The organism is Streptomyces sp. NPDC045022 (assembly GCF_056432605.1).
Genome location: NZ_JBWKIR010000006.1, coordinates 307,906 through 324,719, shown reverse-complemented (window position 1 = coordinate 324,719; position 16,814 = coordinate 307,906). Strand labels below are relative to the sequence as shown.

General features: G+C 71.4%; 19 protein-coding genes and 1 pseudogene. 12 read left to right on the top strand and 8 right to left on the bottom strand.

Translation table 11 applies throughout. The annotated features are described in order from the left end of the window. Window positions 1–25: 25 nt before the first annotated feature. From AC07C1_RS14530 to AC07C1_RS14520, 3 genes and pseudogenes are all read right to left on the bottom strand, one after another. On the bottom strand, window positions 26–1,060 hold the full coding sequence (locus AC07C1_RS14530) for a ParB/RepB/Spo0J family partition protein (protein ID WP_478939002.1): 1,035 nt from the start codon (window positions 1,058–1,060) through the stop codon (window positions 26–28). A gap of 323 nt (window positions 1,061–1,383) precedes the next feature. Continuing rightward, window positions 1,384–1,882: pseudogene (locus AC07C1_RS14525) on the bottom strand (sigma factor). 351 nt (window positions 1,883–2,233) lie between these two features. Then, on the bottom strand, window positions 2,234–3,034 hold the full coding sequence (locus AC07C1_RS14520) for a thioesterase family protein (RefSeq protein ID WP_478939001.1): 801 nt from the start codon (window positions 3,032–3,034) through the stop codon (window positions 2,234–2,236). A gap of 178 nt (window positions 3,035–3,212) precedes the next feature. Here AC07C1_RS14520 and AC07C1_RS14515 point away from each other — a divergent pair, with 178 nt between their 5' ends. The 5 genes from AC07C1_RS14515 to AC07C1_RS14495 all read left to right on the top strand — a co-directional run bounded on the left by AC07C1_RS14515 (window position 3,213) and on the right by AC07C1_RS14495 (window position 7,052). Continuing rightward, window positions 3,213–3,704, top strand: a complete 492-nt coding sequence (locus tag AC07C1_RS14515; protein WP_478939000.1) for a hemerythrin domain-containing protein — start codon at window positions 3,213–3,215, stop codon at window positions 3,702–3,704. A 106-nt stretch (window positions 3,705–3,810) separates the two neighbouring features. Continuing rightward, entirely contained in the window at window positions 3,811–5,433 is a 1,623-nt protein-coding gene (locus AC07C1_RS14510) for an alkaline phosphatase D family protein (RefSeq protein WP_478938999.1), read from the top strand. A 223-nt stretch (window positions 5,434–5,656) separates the two neighbouring features. After that, on the top strand, window positions 5,657–5,836 hold the full coding sequence (locus AC07C1_RS14505) for a hypothetical protein (protein WP_478938998.1): 180 nt from the start codon (window positions 5,657–5,659) through the stop codon (window positions 5,834–5,836). Continuing rightward, complete coding sequence (locus AC07C1_RS14500; protein WP_478938997.1) at window positions 5,833–6,558, top strand: hemerythrin domain-containing protein; 726 nt, start codon at window positions 5,833–5,835, stop codon at window positions 6,556–6,558. The genes AC07C1_RS14505 and AC07C1_RS14500 overlap by 4 nt, the downstream gene beginning before the upstream one ends. Window positions 6,559–6,563: 5 nt before the next feature. Next, a complete protein-coding gene (locus AC07C1_RS14495) occupies window positions 6,564–7,052 on the top strand; it encodes an SPW repeat protein (protein WP_478938996.1) in 489 nt (162 codons plus the stop codon). A 139-nt stretch (window positions 7,053–7,191) separates the two neighbouring features. Here AC07C1_RS14495 and AC07C1_RS14490 read toward each other — a convergent pair whose 3' ends face one another. From AC07C1_RS14490 to AC07C1_RS14480, 3 genes are all read right to left on the bottom strand, one after another. Continuing rightward, entirely contained in the window at window positions 7,192–8,286 is a 1,095-nt protein-coding gene (locus AC07C1_RS14490) for a carboxylate-amine ligase (RefSeq protein ID WP_478939034.1), read from the bottom strand. A gap of 184 nt (window positions 8,287–8,470) precedes the next feature. After that, window positions 8,471–9,061 carry a hemerythrin domain-containing protein gene (locus AC07C1_RS14485; RefSeq protein ID WP_478938995.1) on the bottom strand — a complete coding sequence of 197 codons (591 nt, stop codon included), beginning with the start codon at window positions 9,059–9,061 and terminating at the stop codon, window positions 8,471–8,473. A gap of 11 nt (window positions 9,062–9,072) precedes the next feature. Next, the gene (locus tag AC07C1_RS14480) at window positions 9,073–10,272 is read right to left on the bottom strand and encodes a hypothetical protein (RefSeq protein ID WP_478938994.1); all 1,200 of its coding nucleotides are present in this window, start codon (window positions 10,270–10,272) and stop codon (window positions 9,073–9,075) included. A 179-nt stretch (window positions 10,273–10,451) separates the two neighbouring features. On the opposite strand from AC07C1_RS14480, the gene AC07C1_RS14475 reads away from it, so the two are divergent. From AC07C1_RS14475 to AC07C1_RS14445, 7 genes are all read left to right on the top strand, one after another. Next, window positions 10,452–10,769: a hypothetical protein gene (locus AC07C1_RS14475; protein WP_478938993.1), complete on the top strand. Its 318-nt coding sequence runs from the start codon at window positions 10,452–10,454 to the stop codon at window positions 10,767–10,769. A gap of 168 nt (window positions 10,770–10,937) precedes the next feature. Continuing rightward, window positions 10,938–12,002, top strand: a complete 1,065-nt coding sequence (locus AC07C1_RS14470) for a YihY/virulence factor BrkB family protein (protein ID WP_478938992.1) — start codon at window positions 10,938–10,940, stop codon at window positions 12,000–12,002. 63 nt (window positions 12,003–12,065) lie between these two features. Further along, the gene (locus tag AC07C1_RS14465) at window positions 12,066–12,620 is read left to right on the top strand and encodes a phosphatase PAP2 family protein (protein WP_478938991.1); all 555 of its coding nucleotides are present in this window, start codon (window positions 12,066–12,068) and stop codon (window positions 12,618–12,620) included. Between the two features lie 184 nt (window positions 12,621–12,804). Next, window positions 12,805–13,233, top strand: coding sequence for a phage holin family protein (locus tag AC07C1_RS14460; protein WP_478938990.1), 429 nt, complete (start codon window positions 12,805–12,807; stop codon window positions 13,231–13,233). Next, entirely contained in the window at window positions 13,230–13,712 is a 483-nt protein-coding gene (locus AC07C1_RS14455; protein ID WP_478938989.1) for a DUF3618 domain-containing protein, read from the top strand. Before AC07C1_RS14460 ends, AC07C1_RS14455 begins: the two co-directional genes overlap by 4 nt. Before the next feature lie 5 nt (window positions 13,713–13,717). Continuing rightward, window positions 13,718–13,984: a DUF4235 domain-containing protein gene (locus AC07C1_RS14450; RefSeq protein ID WP_478939033.1), complete on the top strand. Its 267-nt coding sequence runs from the start codon at window positions 13,718–13,720 to the stop codon at window positions 13,982–13,984. Between the two features lie 105 nt (window positions 13,985–14,089). Further along, window positions 14,090–14,365: a hypothetical protein gene (locus AC07C1_RS14445; protein ID WP_478938988.1), complete on the top strand. Its 276-nt coding sequence runs from the start codon at window positions 14,090–14,092 to the stop codon at window positions 14,363–14,365. A gap of 44 nt (window positions 14,366–14,409) precedes the next feature. Here the strand turns inward: AC07C1_RS14445 and AC07C1_RS14440 are convergent, their stop codons facing one another. Both AC07C1_RS14440 and AC07C1_RS14435 read right to left on the bottom strand, forming a co-directional pair. Beyond that, window positions 14,410–16,032, bottom strand: a complete 1,623-nt coding sequence (locus tag AC07C1_RS14440; RefSeq protein ID WP_478938987.1) for an FAD-dependent oxidoreductase — start codon at window positions 16,030–16,032, stop codon at window positions 14,410–14,412. Further along, entirely contained in the window at window positions 16,029–16,760 is a 732-nt protein-coding gene (locus AC07C1_RS14435) for a class I SAM-dependent methyltransferase (protein ID WP_478938986.1), read from the bottom strand. The genes AC07C1_RS14440 and AC07C1_RS14435 overlap by 4 nt, the downstream gene beginning before the upstream one ends. Between the last annotated feature and the right edge of the window lie 54 nt (window positions 16,761–16,814).

Below are 16,814 nucleotides of genomic sequence, written 5' to 3'. Positions count from 1 at the left end.
GCCCGTACGTCGTGCGGAAGGGGCACTACTCGGGGCACGACTGGAGCTGCTCGGCCAGCTCGCTCCAGGCGGCTGCGCAACTGCGGGCCAGGTCGGCGACCTCCGGGGCCCAGTGGCCGGGCAGTCCGCGCTGGAGGGTCTCGATGCCGTCGCCGTCGACGGAGTACTGGCGCAGCCAGCGCAGGGCGCGCCGGCCGGCTTCGTTGAGCCGCAGCGAGGGGTCCTCGCTGAGCTTGGCGAGCAGTTTCCGGCGGTCGACCAGGACGGCCTCGCGGTCGATGCGGGCGACCGCGGTGGGCGTGCGCTGCCGGTTCGCGACAGCGGAAGCGCTGCCCGCGCCAGGGGGGTTGCGGTAGCGGCCCGGGACGGGGTCCTCGCCGCGGTCGATGCGCCGGCGCACGTCCCGCACCGTGGCCGGGGAGAGCCCCGTGGCGCGGGCGACCTCGCGCAGACCGGCGTCGGGCCGGTCGAGGAGGATCGCGGCGGCGCGGCGGCGGCGCTGACCGCTGTCCAGCGGGCGCACCCGGCCGTCCCGGCCGAGCCTCGTACCGGGCTGCGTGGTGTCCGTGGTGGCGGACTGCGCACGGATGCGGGAGACGGTCTTGTCGGACATCCCGGTGGCGGTGGCGATCGCGCGGTCCGACCACTGCGGGTGGGTCAGGATGATGCGTGCCGCCGCGGTCGCCCGGTCGGCACGGGAGAGCGGCAGACCGTGGGTGACGTTGGCTCTGACGGAGAGGACGAAGGCGGCGGCGGTGTCGCAGTCCAGCAGCCGCGCGGCGATCTCGGTACGGCCGTTGAGCAGGGCCGCGCGGATCCGGTGGGCGCCGTCGATGACGCGCAGGGTGGGGCGATGCACGGTGATGGGGGGCACGGAGTCGCCGGCCTCGGCGAGCACCCGTACATGGTCGTGGTTCGCCCCGTCCAGCCGGAGGGAGTCGTCGAAGACGAGCGAGTCGATCGGTACGCGGGTGATCGGGTGCGACTCGATCCAGATGGACGACGACTCGATCTCGTCGAGATCGGCAGCCGGGTACGTCAACTGCTCGGCCAGCGACAACCGTACCTCCTGACAGCGCTCCGGAAGCGGAATCCGTTGCCGCCGAGTCTGCACTTCGGTGGTCGACGTCCACTCGGGTCTGAATGGAAGCCGTTTCGGCCGTGATGGCGCGTCTGTCTCGTTCCCGGCAGCCCTGTTTTGTTGGTTGCCGGCCCCGACGGGAACGCGAGGAATTCCGTTCCGCGGTACGCCTCGGACACCGGGTGACCTGCTTCACCTCGAAGCGGAAACTCCAGCAGGCTCGCAGCATGTTTTTCGGGCTTGTGAAATCGATCGGCCAATTCCCCTCTCGGTAGGGAGAGTTGCGCGCCGGGCGGTTGGGTTTACCTTGCGAGTTCGGCCGGTTCGTCGAGGCGGGTCAGCTTGTGCGGGTTGCGGACCACGTAGATCCGGGTGACCCGCACGTCTTCCACTTCGAGGCTGACCGCGGCCGGCTCGCCGTCGAGCTCGATGCGGCCGGCGGGTGCGCCGTTGAGCCAGACGGTCGTGGTCCGGAGCGCGGTCACCACCTGGCCGGCGCGGGCGAGGATCTCCGCCACGGTTCGGGCGCCGTGGAGGGGTGCCAGGGCGGCGGCCACGAACCCGCCACCGTCGGTGACCCGGACCACGTTCCTCACGGCTACGGGACAGCGTCCGCGGGCGGTTGAGTGCTTGCCGGGTGACTGTCCGCACGAGGTACACGCGTGGGTCACGTAGCTGCCTGCGGTCGACGTCGGCCCACCGCAGCCAGGACTCCTGAAGCACGTCCTCCGCGTCGGCCACGGATCCGAGCATCTCGTAGGCGACGGTGAACAAGCAGCCGACCTGCGCCGCAACCGTCATGTGGGCGAACGTCTTGAGGCCCTCGTCGCACGCGCTCCACTGGGCCACCTCGGCGGACAACTCGAGGCTGGAGGTGGCGACATCGGGCTGGTGGAAGGCCACCTCGACGGGCTCGGGCACGGCGCCGAGCTGCTTGACCAGGTTCTCCTTCAGCTCGGTGGGGAGCTCTGCCGTGGGAATGCGCGGGGTCACGGCGTCTCCTTGTCCGGTGGCCTGTCGGCCTGTTCGACATGAAGACACCGCCCGGGCCGCGAGTGTGACATCGAGCCGGGCCGGCGTCCGCCATCGGCCCGCCGCCTGCCGCCTGCCGCCTGCCGTGATCGTCGAGGGACGGGACGCGCACCCGCCGTCTCAGCCGCGCGCGGCCACGTACAGGGTCTGCGTGCTGCGGCCGAGCGGGCCCTTCTCGTCGTACAGGGCGGAGTCGGCGAGGCCGACGCCCGCGCCGTCCACCATCGTCCGCGCGTCCAGGCAGACCCACTCACCCTCGGGATGGCGGAACAGACCGACGGTGAGGTCGGCGTTGACGAAGACATAGCGGTGGAAGTCCAGCTCGGCGCTCACGCCATTGCCCGAGTCGGCAGCCGTCAGCACCCGGCTGAGCGGTGTGATCTCCTCGCCCGCGACCAGGGGGATCCTCATGCGCATCCACGCCGTGGCCGGGCCGGACTCGAGGAACGAGCCCGCGGCGAAGCGGACTTCCATGGCGGTGTGGTACCCCTGGTCCCACGGCACGGGAAAGAACGCCTTCGAGGGAACGGCTGCGGGCCCGGGCACCTGCCTGGCCGGGGACACCGCCGGTACCGCGTCCGGCGCCGTCCTCATCAGCAGAGCCGTCGCCCGCATCACCTCCTCGCCGCCGTCGGGTGTCAGCCCCACCTCCACGAGTTCGACGCTGCGCCCGGCACGGAGCACGCGGGTGGTCACGGTCAGCGGCCGCAGGGGCACGGGGCGCAGAATCTCGTACGTGAGCCGGGCGACCCGCATGTCCGGCCGTCCGCCCGGCCGCTGCTCGACGGCCAGAGCGAGCAGCGCGGCCGGCGGCCCGGCGTGCTGGGAACCGGCGTCCCACGGGCCTCGCGTGTAGGCGGTGGGGAGGAAGCGGCCGTCCCCCTCCCGCTCGTAGAAGGCCTCGGCTCCCGACACTCCCATGCTGTCCCTCCTCGTCAGACACACCGCCCCCACCACCTTACTAAGCGCTTGCTCATCGCACAGGAGGTGCGGGCGGATCGCCGCGGGGACGGTGATCCCGGAGTCATGGGCACTCAACGCCGTAAGCGGGGTAAGCGGTAGTGGCCCGATTCCCTCACAAGAAAGTGGTGCCCGTTCCATGGCCGAGACACGAGACGTCGTCGAGCTGATCCTCCAGGACCACCGGCAGATGGAGGACCTCTTCCGTCGGATGCGCAGCGTCGAAGCCGACCGAGCGGCAGCCTTGCAGGAGTTCGCGGATCTGCTGATCGCGCACGCCCTCGCCGAGGAGGCCAAGGTGTACCCGGCCCTCAAGCGCTACAAGAACATCGACGACGAAGAGGTCGAGCACGGCGAGCACGAGCACGACGAGGGCAACAAGGCCCTCCTGGAGCTCCTCCAGGTCGAGGAGATCGGCTCCGAGGACTGGGACTCCAAGCTGGAGGAGCTGGTGGAGGCCGTCACCCATCACGCGGACGAGGAAGAGCGCACCATCCTCAACGGAGCGCGGGAGAACGTGGCGATGGAGCGGCGGGAGGAACTGGGCCTGGCGTTCCTGGAGGAGCGGGAGCGTCAGCTGAAGGCCGGCTGCGGATCGGTGGACAACCTGCGCCGGATCGTCGAGTCCTGACCTGCGCCTGCCCCGTCCGCGCCGCCTCGCCGGCCGCCGGCCGGCGGGCCCTGTGCGCCGGTCCTGTTGTTGCGTACCGTACGGGGCGACGGAGGAGGCGATCACTGTGGCGGAACTCCGCCTGGGGCCACTGCTGAGGTACACCGACGGCTCGTCGGCGACCGTGTGGGTCGAGACGAGCCGTCCGTGCACCGCCGAAGTGCGCTGCTCCGACGGCGCGGGCGGCACCGCCTCCACCTTCCAGGTCGCCGGGCACCACTACGCCCTCGTCACGGTGACCGGGCTCGAACCGGGAACCTCACCCTCCTACGAGGTGCTTCTGGACGGTGCCCCGGTCTGGCCGGCGCCCGGCTCCGTCTTTCCGCCCTCCGTCATCCGGTCCCCCGCCGTCGGTGACGCGGTCCGGGTCACCTTCGGTTCCTGCCGTTGGGCCGCGCCGCCGGCCGACGGCAAGGACCCGGTCGGCACCGATGCCCTCGACGCCCTCGCCACCCGGCTCGCGGCCGACCCCGAGGCCGAACGCCCCGACGTGCTCCTGCTGTTGGGCGACCAGGTCTACGCCGACGAGACCTCCGAGGAGACCCGGCGCCTGCTGGCCGCCCGCCGCGACCTCGGCGAAGCACCGGGCAGCCAGGTCGCCGACTATGAGGAGTACTGCCGCCTCTACCACGAGTCCTGGCTCGATCCCGAGATCCGCTGGCTGCTGTCCACCGTGCCCAGCTTCATGATCTTCGACGATCACGACGTCATCGACGACTGGAACACCTCCGCCGCCTGGCTCGCCGACATGCGCACCACCGACTGGTGGCAGGAGCGGATCCTGAGCGGCCTGACCTCCTACTGGGTGCACCAGCACCTGGGCAACCTCTCCCCGGCCGAACTCGCCGACGATCCGACCTACGCCGCCGTGTGCGCCACGGCGGACGGCACGAACGCGCTGCGGGCACTCGCCGCGAAGGCCGACGCCGACTTCGGCGCGGTCCGCTGGAGTTACCGGCGCGACTTCGGCCGGGTCCGGTTGGTGATGGTGGACTCGCGTGCGGCCCGGGTGCTCGACGAGGACCGCCGCGCCATGCTCGGACCGGCCGAGGCGGACTGGCTGAGGGAGAACGTGCTGGCCGACCCGGGATCGTACGACCACCTGCTGATCGGCACCTCCCTGCCCTGGCTGCTGCCGCACCTGGTGCACGACGCCGAGGCCTGGGACGCGGCACTGTGCGCCGGCGAGCGCGGAGCCCGCTGGGCACGTGTCGGCGAGCATCTGCGCCGTGGCGCCGACCTGGAACACTGGGCCGCCTTTCCCCGCTCCTTCGCCGACCTGGCCGCGCTGATCGCCGAAGCCGGTTCCGCGGGCCCGGCAAGCGTGTGCGTACTGTCCGGGGATGTGCACCACGGCTACCTCGCCGAGGCCTCGTGGCCGTCGGGCGGCCCCGACGCCAGGGTCGTCCAGCTCACCTGTTCGCCCGTGCACAACTCCGTGCCTGTGTGGATGCGTCTCGGTTTCCGCTTCGGCTGGAGCGCCCTTGCCCGGTTCCTCGGGCGAGGGCTCGCCCGGCACGGCCGCTGTCCCCGGCCGCCGGTGAAGTGGCGCAAACAGGGCGGCCCGTGGTTCGGCAACCAACTCATGACCCTGACGTTGCGCGGGCGTTCGGCCCGGCTGCGACTGGAGCGGACCGGTGCGGACGGGACGCTGCGCACCGTGCTCGAATCCCCTCTGACTTCCTCGTGAGCCGCGTGAACCCCCTCCGGCAGCGGCGGGAACCGCTCGGTGACCGGGGCCCCGGCCCACGCCGCCCCCAAGATCCAGAGCCGCGGAGCCGGTCTGCCCGCCGCCGGTCTCCAGCAGCCAGCCCTCCGACCGCAGAGCGGATGAATCGGACTAAAGGGCATATTTAAGGTGAATAGGCTGCCATATGGGGGACCCGGGGTTGCAGGATCTGGAAGGAGCCGACATGAGCAGCCCGCGGGAAAACGAGTTCTCCCATCCACTGGAGCAGGTCACCGGCGAGAAGGACGTCCACCCCGAGGAAGAAGAGGGTGCGCGGCCCGAGGCCGAGGCCGACACCGCCGATGACGAGGGTGACGGCGTCCCGGACGCCGCGGACACGTCCGCGACGCAGACAGAGACATGACCGTCTCGATCGCGCACCGGGATCCCGCCGCGCTCGGGGGCAGCGGCAGCATTCTGCTGCGCCAGCGCCGTGACCACGCCCGGCTCGACACGATGATGAACCGCTACCTCGCAGCCGACACCCCGGACGGCGATCGGGAGAGGCTGTGGCAGGACATCGTGCAACTGGTGTTCACCCATGCCTTCGCCGAAGAGACCGTTCTGTGGCCGATCCTGCGCCGTCTTGTCCCCGGCCGGGATGATCCGACCGGTCCCGTCGAGGAGGAACACCAGGCGATCAACGAGCTGATCGCACGGGTCGAGAAGTCCGCCGGCGACCCCCGGCGCGCGTCCTGGATCCGGCAGGCGTTCGATCTCATCCGCCAGGACATCCAGGACGAGGAGAACGAGCTTCTGCCTCGCCTGCGGGATGCTCTCAGCGACCGCCGGCTGCGGCGGATCGGCGCCGCCTGGGAAGCCGTGCGGGCGACCGCCCCGACCCACCCTCACCCGGGCGTGCCCCGCCGCCCGCCCGGCAACGCCGTGCGAGGCGTTCCCCTCAGCGTCGTCGACCGCGCACGCGACCTCACCCCGGGCATCAGCCCCGCCGCCCGCACCGCCCTGGTGTTCACCGGCGCAGCGGGGACCGCGGTGGTCATCGCCCTGGTTGTGCGCCTCACCCGAACACGCCCGCGGCAGGACCTGGATCCCCATTCCCTGAAAAACATCACTTTCCGAAGGTGAAGACAATGACAACATCTCCCAAGCCGTCGATGGAGACGCACCCGGATCTCATCGAGATGCGCCTGCGCCACGAGATGGCCGAGCGCACCACGAGCACCCCCAGGGGCCAGGCCATCGAGACAATGGCGCTGCTCACCGGTCTGTACCTCGCGGCGTCGCCCTGGATCACGGGGTTCAACAACCTGTCGACGCTGGCCATCACCAACCTGGTCACGGGTATCGCCTACGCGCTGCTCATGAGCGGCGGATTCGGCCGGGCCTACGAGCGCACGCACAGCATGGCCTGGGCCGCCTGCGCCCTGGGCGTGTGGGCCGTCATCGCGCCATGGGTGGTCGCCGGTGACGTCAGCACCCCGAAGACCATCGTGAACAACATCATCACCGGCGTACTGGCCCTGCTGCTGGCCCTGACCGCCAGCGCGGCCGCCCGAGCGGCGGAGACACCCGGCGCGCGGCGCGACATGTCGGCGCCGTACGCGTCGGGTCGCGGCTGACCGGATGGGGAACAGCACGAGGCCCCGCCGCGCTCCATGGTGAACGCGGCGGGGCCGAGGCGCTGCGGCGAGGAAGGACGCGCCCGGGACGGGCAGGTCCCGACGGGCAGGTCGGCGGGCCGGACGCCTCGCCCGGCGCTCAGGACATGCCGCTCCGCTCGATGAGCATGTCGACGACGGCGTCGAGACCGCCGTCGGCCAGCGCCTGACGCTGGCGGTCCGCCCCGGTGCCCTGCTGCAGCAGCCGGTGGACCAGCGAGGTCACCTCACGGGTGTCGCCGGCCGCCTCCAGAGCGGGTCCGACGTGCTCCACCAGGCCGTACACGGCATCGCCCGCCCGGCGGCGTCCACCCCCGGGAACGACCAGGTCACCGCTCAGCCCGTAGCGGGCCGCCTGCCACATCGCCACGTCCACCAGCTCGGGATGCGCTTCCGGTGCGTCTCGGCCGGCTGCCGCCTCGGACATCGCGGTGTCGACCAAGGCACGCACCAGCCCCGCGAACATCACGGCCTCATCCGTACGCAGCTGCACGTCCAGGCAGCGGACCTCGACGGTGGGATAGCTCTCGGACACGCGGGCCTGCCAGTACAGCTGGCCGGTGTCGCAGATCACCCCGGTCGACAGCAGTCGCCGTACCCGTACGTCGTAGTCCGTCTCATCGGTGAAGTACGGCGGGACGCCGCTGACCGGCCAGCGGTCGAAGACCACCGTGCGCCAGCTGGCGAAGCCGGTGTCATGGCCCTCCCACAACGGGCTGTTCGCCGCCATGGCGGTCAGTACCGGAAGCCAGACCCGGATCCGGTTGAGCACCTGAACACCCACTCCCCGACTGGGGACGGCGACGTGGACGTGCATGCCGTTGACCATCTGCTCGGCCACCAGCTGAGGTGCCTGCTGTTGCATGGCGCGGTACCGGGCCTGGTCGGTGACGGGGACGGGCAGCGCCTGGCGCAGCGGCGGCGTTCCGCTCGCCACGAGGTGGCAACCGTGCGCCTCGGCCGCCCCCGCCACGGCGTGACGCAGACGCAGCAGATGGCCGCCGACCTCCTCCAGCGACTCGCACACCGGTGTGGCCACCTCGACCTGCGCCTGGAGCAGCTCCGGCTGGATCTCCCGCGCCACGACGAAGGGCTCGAGGCCGGCCGCGGACCGCACCTTCTCGGCGCGCGCCGCCAGCCGGCCACTGACCGGCTCCATCAGCAGGTACTCCTCTTCGACACCGATGGTCGTCATCATGGGCCTCCCGTTCCGGCGGCACGCTGCCCGCAAAGGCGAAGGCGGCGGGCACGCCCTCCGGACCGGCGCGGGACGTGCGCCGTCTGCGGCGTCGCCCCGTCCGGCGGGGACGCTCCAAGTGCCACCGAGGCCTCGTCCCCAAACCCGATGCCGAGCGGGTCGCGAACCCGTGCGGTGAGGCTCAGCGCTTGTCCATCGCCTTGCGGACCGCGTCCTTGGTTCGGTCCATGAGGGCGGCTACCGGGCCGAGCGCCACGTTGGCCACGCCGGACTCGACACCGGGGTGCGGCCGGGTGGGAGCCATGGCCTCGGCGGCCTTCACGGCCTTGGCCATGGCGGCGAGGTTGGTCGCGTCGGTGCTACGGCGGATATGGCTGAACTCGTAGCGCTCCTCCGCCCTGGCATGCTCCTGTACGGCCGTGCGCAGCTTCATCAGCCGCGGCATGAACTGCGGGTCGTCGGTGTCCATCTCGTCCAGGGCCGCGAGAGTCTCCTTGGCGGCCTTCTCCTCGGCGAGGCGGTCCTCGACGATCTGCTCACCACCGGACACAGCACGTCGGACGAAGGGATGGACGACCTCTTCCTCAGCGGTCTCGTGGACGGCCAGCAGCCGCACGAGGCGGCGGAAGGCGTCCCGGCGCTCCGCGCCCTCGCTCCGCTCCACCTCGTCGAAGAGGTTGCGGATGTCGCCGTGCTGACGCATCAGCAGGGCGACGACATCCACGTCGGGTGCCCGGTCGTCGCCGGCCTGGGGAGTCTGCAGTTCGGACATGCGGGGCCGCCTCACTTCTCGCGCATGGCGGGGTCGGGGTGCTCGCCCTCGGTCTCCACCCGGTACTCACGCCCGAACATCTGGTCGTGCTCGGCCATGACCCGGTCGCTCGGCGGGTCTTCGCCGCCGTGGATCTGCTCCTGCATCTTCTCGAAGCGCTCGTGCGCCTCGCGCACATAGCCCGCCCCGAGTGTGGTCAGGTCCATCTGGGTGTCCAGCAGCTTCCGCAGGTACTGCTTGTTCGGCTCGAAGGTGAGCACGTCGGGCAGCTCGGGAGCCAGGACCTCCTGGGGCTCCCGGCCGTCGTGACGGCGCATCAGGTCGCAGGCGGTGTGCAGGTGCTCCAGCTCCATGTTCAGGTGCAGCTCCCAGATCGCCCTGACCTTCGGGTCGCTCTCCTGCTCCATGAAGGAGTAGTACAGATAGCACTCGTTGTACTCGTGGTTGACCAGCTGCTCCCACCACGTCTCGCCCGGGTCGACGAGGGACTCGTAGTGGGTGACGTGCTCCTCTTCGATCAGCCCGATCTCCTGGTAGAGCTGACGGGCGATCGGCTCCATGTAGGTGGGGCCCGTGTTCATGTAGAAGTTCATCGTCTGCTGCTCCGCCGACATGATCGTCAGCGCGTGCAGCTTCGACAGCGGGTCCGTCGCGTCCTTGTCGTACGTGTCACGGACGTTGTCCACCGGATCGCGGTGATGGAACCTGGTGGGGCGGCCCGGCATCACCTCGGTGAGGTTGTCGACGATCGACTCGGCCTTGCGGTGCTCGATCATCTCGTACAGGTTCGCGTAGCGGTACAGGTGATCGAAGTCCTCCAGCACACCGAACTGGTAGGCCTGCTTCAGGTACGGATCCGGCTCCATCCGCGCCACCCAGGCGGTGAGGTCCACCGCGACCTGCTCGTAGGCGATCGTCGTCTCCAGCACCGAGGAGACCCCCGGCAGCAACCAGTTCACGACCTTCTGCTGCTGGGCCTCGATGTACCGCGTCCTGGCGAGCCGACGCTTCACCTCCGGGTCGACCGTGTTGCGGGCGAGCTGGTGGCTGAAGAGGATCGCCTCCACCTCGATGCCGTTCATCGTGATGATCCGGCACCGGGTGTACGGGTCGCAGCGGTCCGGGTCGATCGGCTGCACGTTCAGCTCACGCCAACTGCGCAGCTGGCGGTCCAGCGGGATACCCCGCTGTTCCAAGGGATTGAAGGTCATGGGGGCGCCTCCGTGGCAGGGCGGGTTGTGGGCCTGCGGGTGCCCCGCCGGGGACGCCGACCGCGGGCCCGTCATCGAGTCTGGCCACCACCAGCCCCTTTCAGCCACCGCTGGCCCTCGGGGGACGCATGGTTCCCTCAGCCGGACCAGCCGGGATGCCATCAGGAGCGGCATATGAGATGACTGGATCCACCGGCTGCGGCACCGGTCACCAGACCTTCACATCCGTCGGCCGATGGCGGCGGACGTGCGGGGGACCCGGTGCCCTGTTGTCGCGCTGGGAGGGACACGTGGTGATCGCCGTCGCCGTTCTGCTGTTGCCGGTCCTGGGAGTGTTGCTGTACGGGATGGACCGTATCGAGGATCGGCTGCTACGACGGCCGCCGGCGGCGCGCCATGCGCGGGGACGGCACCTGCGGCTGGTGCACAGCGTCGGCGGGCCCGTCGGCGGCCGCCGACGAGCCCGGCGCAGCGAACGCCGCGCCGACGCCGCCTGACCGGCAGCCGGGCTGTGCCGGTACGCGTGCGGAACAGCCGGTCGCGAGGTCGCGTGCTTCGACGATGCGCGTTCCGGGCCCGGCGTTCCGCCGCTTCGGGCCGGCCGCACCGGTGTTTCGCGCCTCGGTACGGTGCTTGAGCCCGGGCTTAGAGGCAACTCGCCTGGTATGACAAAACTGCATCTTCCCGGGCGGAAGAACCACGAGCACGCTGAGCAGGCCCCCTCTTCCCCCGTGCCGGCGCCGGAGGACACCGGCCCCGGGCGGGAGGTGGAAGAGGCCGCGCCGGATACGCCGACGAAGTTGCCGAAAGGGGCCTGGGGCGCGGTACTCAAAGGCAGCCTCAAGGAGTTCAAGGACGACGAGCTGACCGACCGGGCGGCCGCACTGACCTATTACGGTGTGCTTGCGCTGTTCCCGGCCCTGCTCGTCCTGGTCTCCCTGCTGGGCATCACGGGGAAGTCGACCACCGACAAACTGCTGAGCAACGTCAAGCAGCTCGCTCCCGGCTCGGCCCGGGACATCATCACCCGGGCCGTGGAGCAGTTGCAGGGCAGCGCCGGCACCGGTTCGATCCTGGCCGTCGTCGGTCTGGTGATCGCCGTATGGTCCGCCTCCGGCTATGTGGCCGCCTTCATGCGGGCGGCGAACGCCGTGTACGACATGCCCGAGGGACGGCCGGTGTGGAAGATACTGCCGGTGCGGCTCGGTGTGACGGTCGTGCTCATGGTGCTGGCCGTGGCGAGCGCGCTGATCGTGGTGTTCACCGGCGGTATCGCCCGCCGGGCCGGCACCGCGATCGGGGTCGGGGACACCGCGCTGACGGTGTGGTCGATCGCGAAGTGGCCGGTCCTCGTCCTGCTGGTCGTCGTGATGATCGCGATCCTGTACTGGGCGAGCCCGAACGCCAAGGTCAAGGGATTCCGGTGGATCACCCCGGGCAGTTTCCTCGCCCTGCTGATCTGGATGATCGCCTCCGCGGGCTTCGCGTTCTACGTCGCGAACTTCGCCTCCTACAACAAGACCTACGGCACCATGGCCGGCGTCATCGTCTTCCTGGTCTGGCTGTGGATCACCAACCTCGCCATCCTGCTGGGCCTGGAGTTCGATGCCGAGACCGTCCGGCAGCGGGCCATCGCCGGCGGGCACCCGCCCGAGGCCGAGCCCTACACCCAGCCCCGCGACACCCGGAAGTGGGACGAGGAGGACCTGCGCCGCATGGGCGACGCGTGAGCGGTCCTCACAAGGACCGATGATCTTCGGTGTGGGGGCGCGATCACGGGATACCTGCCGTTCATGAGGCTGCGCGAGGGCTTGGACAGAGTTGACCGGGATCTGACGCAATGGGCGGCTTCCCGCATCCCGGACGCCGCCGGCCGGGTGCTGTCGGCGGTGGAGGAGGCAGCGGAGAGCAGCAAGCTGTGGTGGGGAGCTGCCGCGGTGATGGGGCTGGCCGGCGGATGGCGCGGCCGGACGGCGGCGGCCGCGGGCCTGTCCGCTCTGACCGTCGCGCAGCTGGTCGCGAACGGATTGTGCAAACAGCTGGCCGATCGGCCGCGGCCACCGCGGGAGTGGATCCCGCACGGCGAGGTCCATGACCGACCCGACTCCTCCTCGTTCCCCTCCGGGCACACCGCGGCCGCGGTCGCGTTCACCGCCGCCGTCGCACCGACCTGGCCGGTCGCCGGCGCCGTGTGCGCGGTGCCGGCCGCGCTGGTCGCCCTCGAGCGCGTGCAGTCAGGGGCTCACTACCCCAGTGACGTCGTCGCCGGTGCGGCCATCGGCCTGGCCGGCGCCTGGCTCACCCGGCACGCCCCCTCCCTGCTGCTAGGGGGTGCGCCGAAGCCGTAGGCCCTCACGTGCCCGGTGTGCGCCGGGCGGGCCCCCGGCTCCCCCGGGACGAGCCGAGCGGCGGCCACGTCCCGTCCAGGCAAGTCGTCGGCCGTGAACTGGTCGTATCGGGGTACTCGCGGGCTCACGACCCGGCATCGCGGGCACGCGGGCCGGAAGAAGTGAATGACGGGAGGTGATCGCCGTGTCGAGTACGCAGCCGCAGCATGGGACGGGCCAGCGGGCGGAGGCATCGGAGCCGGTGAGCGAGCTGGTGCAGCGGGCTTCGCAGCAGCTGACCGAGCTGGTGCGTGGTGAACTGCGCCTGGCGCAGGCGGAGATGAAGGAGAAGGGCAAGCGCTACGGCAAGGGCGGCGGACTGTTCGGCGGTGCCGGCCTCGTGGGCTTCCTGATGCTCGAGGCTCTGGTCGCCACGGTGATCGCCGCACTGGCGGTCGCGCTGCCGGTGTGGGCCTCCGCCCTGATCGTCACCGCGGTACTGGGCATGATCGCCGCGGTGATGGCACTGACCGGCAGGAAGCAGGTCGCCCAGGCCGCGCCGCCCGCACCGGAGCAGACGATCGAGAACGTGAAGGCCGATGTGGCCGAGATCAAGGAGAGCGCGCACCGATGACCCAGCCACCCCACGACGAGCCGACCGCCTCCAGCCCCGAGGAGCTGCGCGAGCAGATCGAGCAGACCCGCCACGAGCTGGGCGAGACGGTCGAGGCACTCGCGGCCAAGACCGACGTCAAGGCCCGCGCCCAGGAGAAGGCCGCCGAAGTCAGGGAACAGGCCACCGCCAAGGCGGACGAGCTGAAGGAACAGGCCGCGTCCGCGGTGGGGAAACTGAAGGACAAAGCCGCCGACGTCGTCCACCAGGTGCAGGACAAGCTGCCCGATCCGGTCAAGGACGAGGCCGCTCAGGTGGCTGATCAGACCCGGGCCACGGCCGCGCGGGCCGGCCGGCTCTGGGAGGACAACGTCCCGGAGCCGGTACGGCACAGGACCGCCCAGGGGGCACAACTGGCGCGGGACAACCGCACGTTGCTCCTGGCGGCCGCGGGCACGGCCGTGGTGCTGTGGCTGGCCTGCCGCCGTGGGAGGGGGTGAACCGGGTGAAGGCGTCCAAGGTCGCCTACAAGCCCCTCGGCCTCGTGCTCGGGGCCGTGAGCGGCATGCTCGCCGGCGGCCTGTTCAAACAGGCCTGGAAGATGCTCGGGCACGACGAGGACGCCCCCGACGCCACCGACGAGGACCGCACCTGGCGCGAGGTGCTCCTCGCCGCCACCCTTCAGGGCGCGATCTTCGCCGGAGTCAAGGCGAGCGTCGACCGCGCCGGCGCCACCGCGACCCGCCGCCTGACCGGAACCTGGCCCGGCTGAGCCCCACCGGAAGATGTGCGGGCCGGTACCGCATCGGTGCCGGCCCGCACACCCTCGACCACGCAGCCACGCAGCCACGCAGCCACATGAAGGACCCTCGCCGCCATGTCCGACCAGCACGCGGCCGCCGCCCTGACAGCCGCCGCAGTCATCACCTCGATCCTCGTCGCGCGCGCGGCGGTCCTGCGCCAAGGCCACCGGCGCCACGCTGTCCGCGCGGCCCACCTGCCGCACCGTCGCACCACAGCCCGCACGGACAGCGCGGCGCCGACCTCTACCGCACCGGCGGACGACGCCGCCATCTTGGCCGTACGCGAGGCCGAAGAACACGTCCACCGCTGCTGGCAACAGCTCCGCACGCACGCCGACCCTCCCGAGTGACCCTGGTCGCCCGACCGGCAAGCCGGACGCCCTCACCGCTCAGGTCAGGCCGGCGAGGTGTCCACTCGTCCCCACCGGGCGAGAGCGCGTAGCGCGGCACCCCGGCCTCGATCCGGTACCGTCCACAGCGTCTGCCCCCTCACCCCCCAGCGCTCCAACAGCGCGTTCGCGGCGAGGAATCCGCTCGTCGCGGCGCGCTCCATCAGCGCCACCGGCAGGTCCGTGCGCACCAGGTCGCCGGCCAGCACGAGGCCGGGTTCGGGGGTGCGCACGGTCGGTCGGTCGAGATGACCGCCCACGGGAAACGACGGGCAGTCCTGACGCCACTCGTGGCGGACGTCGACGACGGTGGCCCGCCGCGCCTCCGGGTAGACCCGGTGCAACTCCCGGATCAGGCGCTCTTGCTCGACGTCGCGGGACGCATCCGGCCGCACCGCGTAGGCGTGCAGTTCCACGACGGAGCCGCCGGTGCGTGCCGCCCATCGGGCCGCCTCGTCCTCCCAGCGCTCCAGCACGCTGATGTTGTCGAGGCCGCCGTAACCGCTCGTGCCCAGGAATCCGGGGCGGCCCGGATCCACCGGGCGGTCCAGCCACAGGCGGGTCACCAGGAACGGCGGTGCGGTGCGCAGCCGTTGGATCCGCTCGCGCCACGGGGCGTCGCCCAGCCGGTCGGAGCGGCCGACGAGGGACCGCAGGCCGGCGGCGTCCAGTGCGAGCACGACCGTGTCGTGCCGCCGTTCCTCGCCGCCGGCGGTGAGCACGTAAGCGCCGTCCGGGGTACGCGCGACGTGCTCGACGGCCGTGGCGGTCCGTACCTCGGCACCGTGCCGCCGGAGATAGCCGGCCAGCGGGTGCCACAGGGCTGCCGGGAAGGGTGCGCGGGGTACGTCGAACAGCAGCCCCTCGGCGGAGCCGAGGAAGTAGATGTGGAACATGAGCACCATCTCCGCTGCGGACAGCTTCCGCGGGTCGGCGAAGAAGCTGCGGGAGAAGACCTCGAACGCCAGGTGGCGGGCCTTTCGCGGGAAACGCACGGCTTCGAGGAAGTCGTGGGCACTGGTGTCGTCGAGGCGCTCGTACACCTCGGGGACGCGTACGTCGAGCAACGGGAGGGCGGCGACGGGGTGCATCGTGCGCAGATCCCGCAGGCCGAACGACGGGCTGAGCGCGACGAAACCGAGCGCGCTCCACGGCGGGGTGCGCGGGACGTGCCGGAAACTGTCCCGCAGGCCGCTGCTGTGCCGCAACGGGTAGTCCGGCAGCGCGGTCAAGCGCTCCAGCCGGGGATCGGTGCGGCGCAACAGGCCCCGGAGGTTGTAGTACTGGCGGAAGAAGGCGTGGAAGCCGCGGCTCATCGTCGCGGTGGTACCGTCCGCCAGCTCGACCGGCCAGCCGCCGGCACGGCCGCCCAGGTACGCCTCGCGCTCGTACAGCGTCACGCGCACTCCGCGTTCGGCCAGTGCCGTGGCGGCGGCCAGTCCGGCGATCCCGGCTCCCACGACGGCGGTCGTCGGGCGGGGGCCGTCGATCCGCGGGGTTCCCGGGCGCGGTGGCAGGAGGCGGGCCCGGCGGTCACGGCCGCGACGCGCGCCTTCGCGACGGTGGGCGCCGCCGGATCGGTGAGCGGGGTCGGGGTGACCGTCGGGACGGTGGGCGACGCCGGTCATCGCCCGGTCCCCGTCGCGGCATCGGTGCGGCAGGCGACGAAGGTGTGCGCGATGCCGGTTTGCCAGCCCGGCAGCGGCAGGGCCCTCACCTGGTGGAATCCCGCGGCGCGGATCCGTCCGGCGAAACGTTGCGCGGTGTCGAAGCGGACGACGCTGCGCCACAGATGGCGGTAGAGCCCGCCGTCCCCGAGCACGGTGGCGACGGGCTGGACGATGCCGCGGCACACCAGCGTCCACACGGCGCGATCCGCAGGGCGGCCGCTGAGGGTGTACTCGTGCACTCCGAGCCGTCCTGCCGGAGTGAGCAGGCTGCGCACCGCGCCGAGCACGGCGTCGGGATCGGACAGGTTGCGGAAGAGGTAGGCGGCGAACACCGCGTCGAAGGGGCCCTTCACCCCGGCCTCGGGCAGAGCTTCGGCCGGGGCGTGTACGAAGGTCACGCCGGCCGCCCACGGTTTGGCCGCGGCTCGTTCGAGCATGCCGGCGGAGGCGTCCACCGCCGTGATGTCCGCGCCCGGCAGCGCGGAACGCAGCGCGGCGGTCGAGGCACCAGTGCCACAGCCCAGGTCCAGCACGCGCAGCCCTGCTCCGTGCCCGGGCAGACCGAGGCGGCGTACCGAGCGGCGCAGGTGCGCGTGATAGCCGGGGTTGGCGGCCACCAGCGTGTCGTAACTGCGGGCGGCGTGATCGAACGCGGCGGCGAGGTCCTCGTCGCGCAACAGGTCCATGCGGTCTCCAGGAGCAGCGGTGGTCGGTTCGGCGGGCGGCGGGCCGGGAGTCGC

Bases quoted from the DNA above. Each gene is read 5' to 3' on its own strand.
- AC07C1_RS14520 (WP_478939001.1), bottom strand. From the start codon at position 3,034: ATGGGAGTGTCGGGAGCCGAGGCCTTCTACGAGCGGGAGGGGGACGGC.
- AC07C1_RS14515 (WP_478939000.1), top strand. From the start codon at position 3,213: ATGGCCGAGACACGAGACGTCGTCGAGCTGATCCTCCAGGACCACCGG.
- AC07C1_RS14505 (WP_478938998.1), top strand. From the start codon at position 5,657: ATGAGCAGCCCGCGGGAAAACGAGTTCTCCCATCCACTGGAGCAGGTC.
- AC07C1_RS14500 (WP_478938997.1), top strand. From the start codon at position 5,833: ATGACCGTCTCGATCGCGCACCGGGATCCCGCCGCGCTCGGGGGCAGC.
- AC07C1_RS14495 (WP_478938996.1), top strand. From the start codon at position 6,564: ATGACAACATCTCCCAAGCCGTCGATGGAGACGCACCCGGATCTCATC.
- AC07C1_RS14490 (WP_478939034.1), bottom strand. From the start codon at position 8,286: ATGACGACCATCGGTGTCGAAGAGGAGTACCTGCTGATGGAGCCGGTC.
- AC07C1_RS14485 (WP_478938995.1), bottom strand. From the start codon at position 9,061: ATGTCCGAACTGCAGACTCCCCAGGCCGGCGACGACCGGGCACCCGAC.
- AC07C1_RS14480 (WP_478938994.1), bottom strand. From the start codon at position 10,272: ATGACCTTCAATCCCTTGGAACAGCGGGGTATCCCGCTGGACCGCCAG.
- AC07C1_RS14475 (WP_478938993.1), top strand. From the start codon at position 10,452: ATGACTGGATCCACCGGCTGCGGCACCGGTCACCAGACCTTCACATCC.
- AC07C1_RS14470 (WP_478938992.1), top strand. From the start codon at position 10,938: ATGACAAAACTGCATCTTCCCGGGCGGAAGAACCACGAGCACGCTGAG.
- AC07C1_RS14465 (WP_478938991.1), top strand. From the start codon at position 12,066: ATGAGGCTGCGCGAGGGCTTGGACAGAGTTGACCGGGATCTGACGCAA.
- AC07C1_RS14455 (WP_478938989.1), top strand. From the start codon at position 13,230: ATGACCCAGCCACCCCACGACGAGCCGACCGCCTCCAGCCCCGAGGAG.
- AC07C1_RS14445 (WP_478938988.1), top strand. From the start codon at position 14,090: ATGTCCGACCAGCACGCGGCCGCCGCCCTGACAGCCGCCGCAGTCATC.
- AC07C1_RS14440 (WP_478938987.1), bottom strand. From the start codon at position 16,032: ATGACCGGCGTCGCCCACCGTCCCGACGGTCACCCCGACCCCGCTCAC.
- AC07C1_RS14435 (WP_478938986.1), bottom strand. From the start codon at position 16,760: ATGGACCTGTTGCGCGACGAGGACCTCGCCGCCGCGTTCGATCACGCC.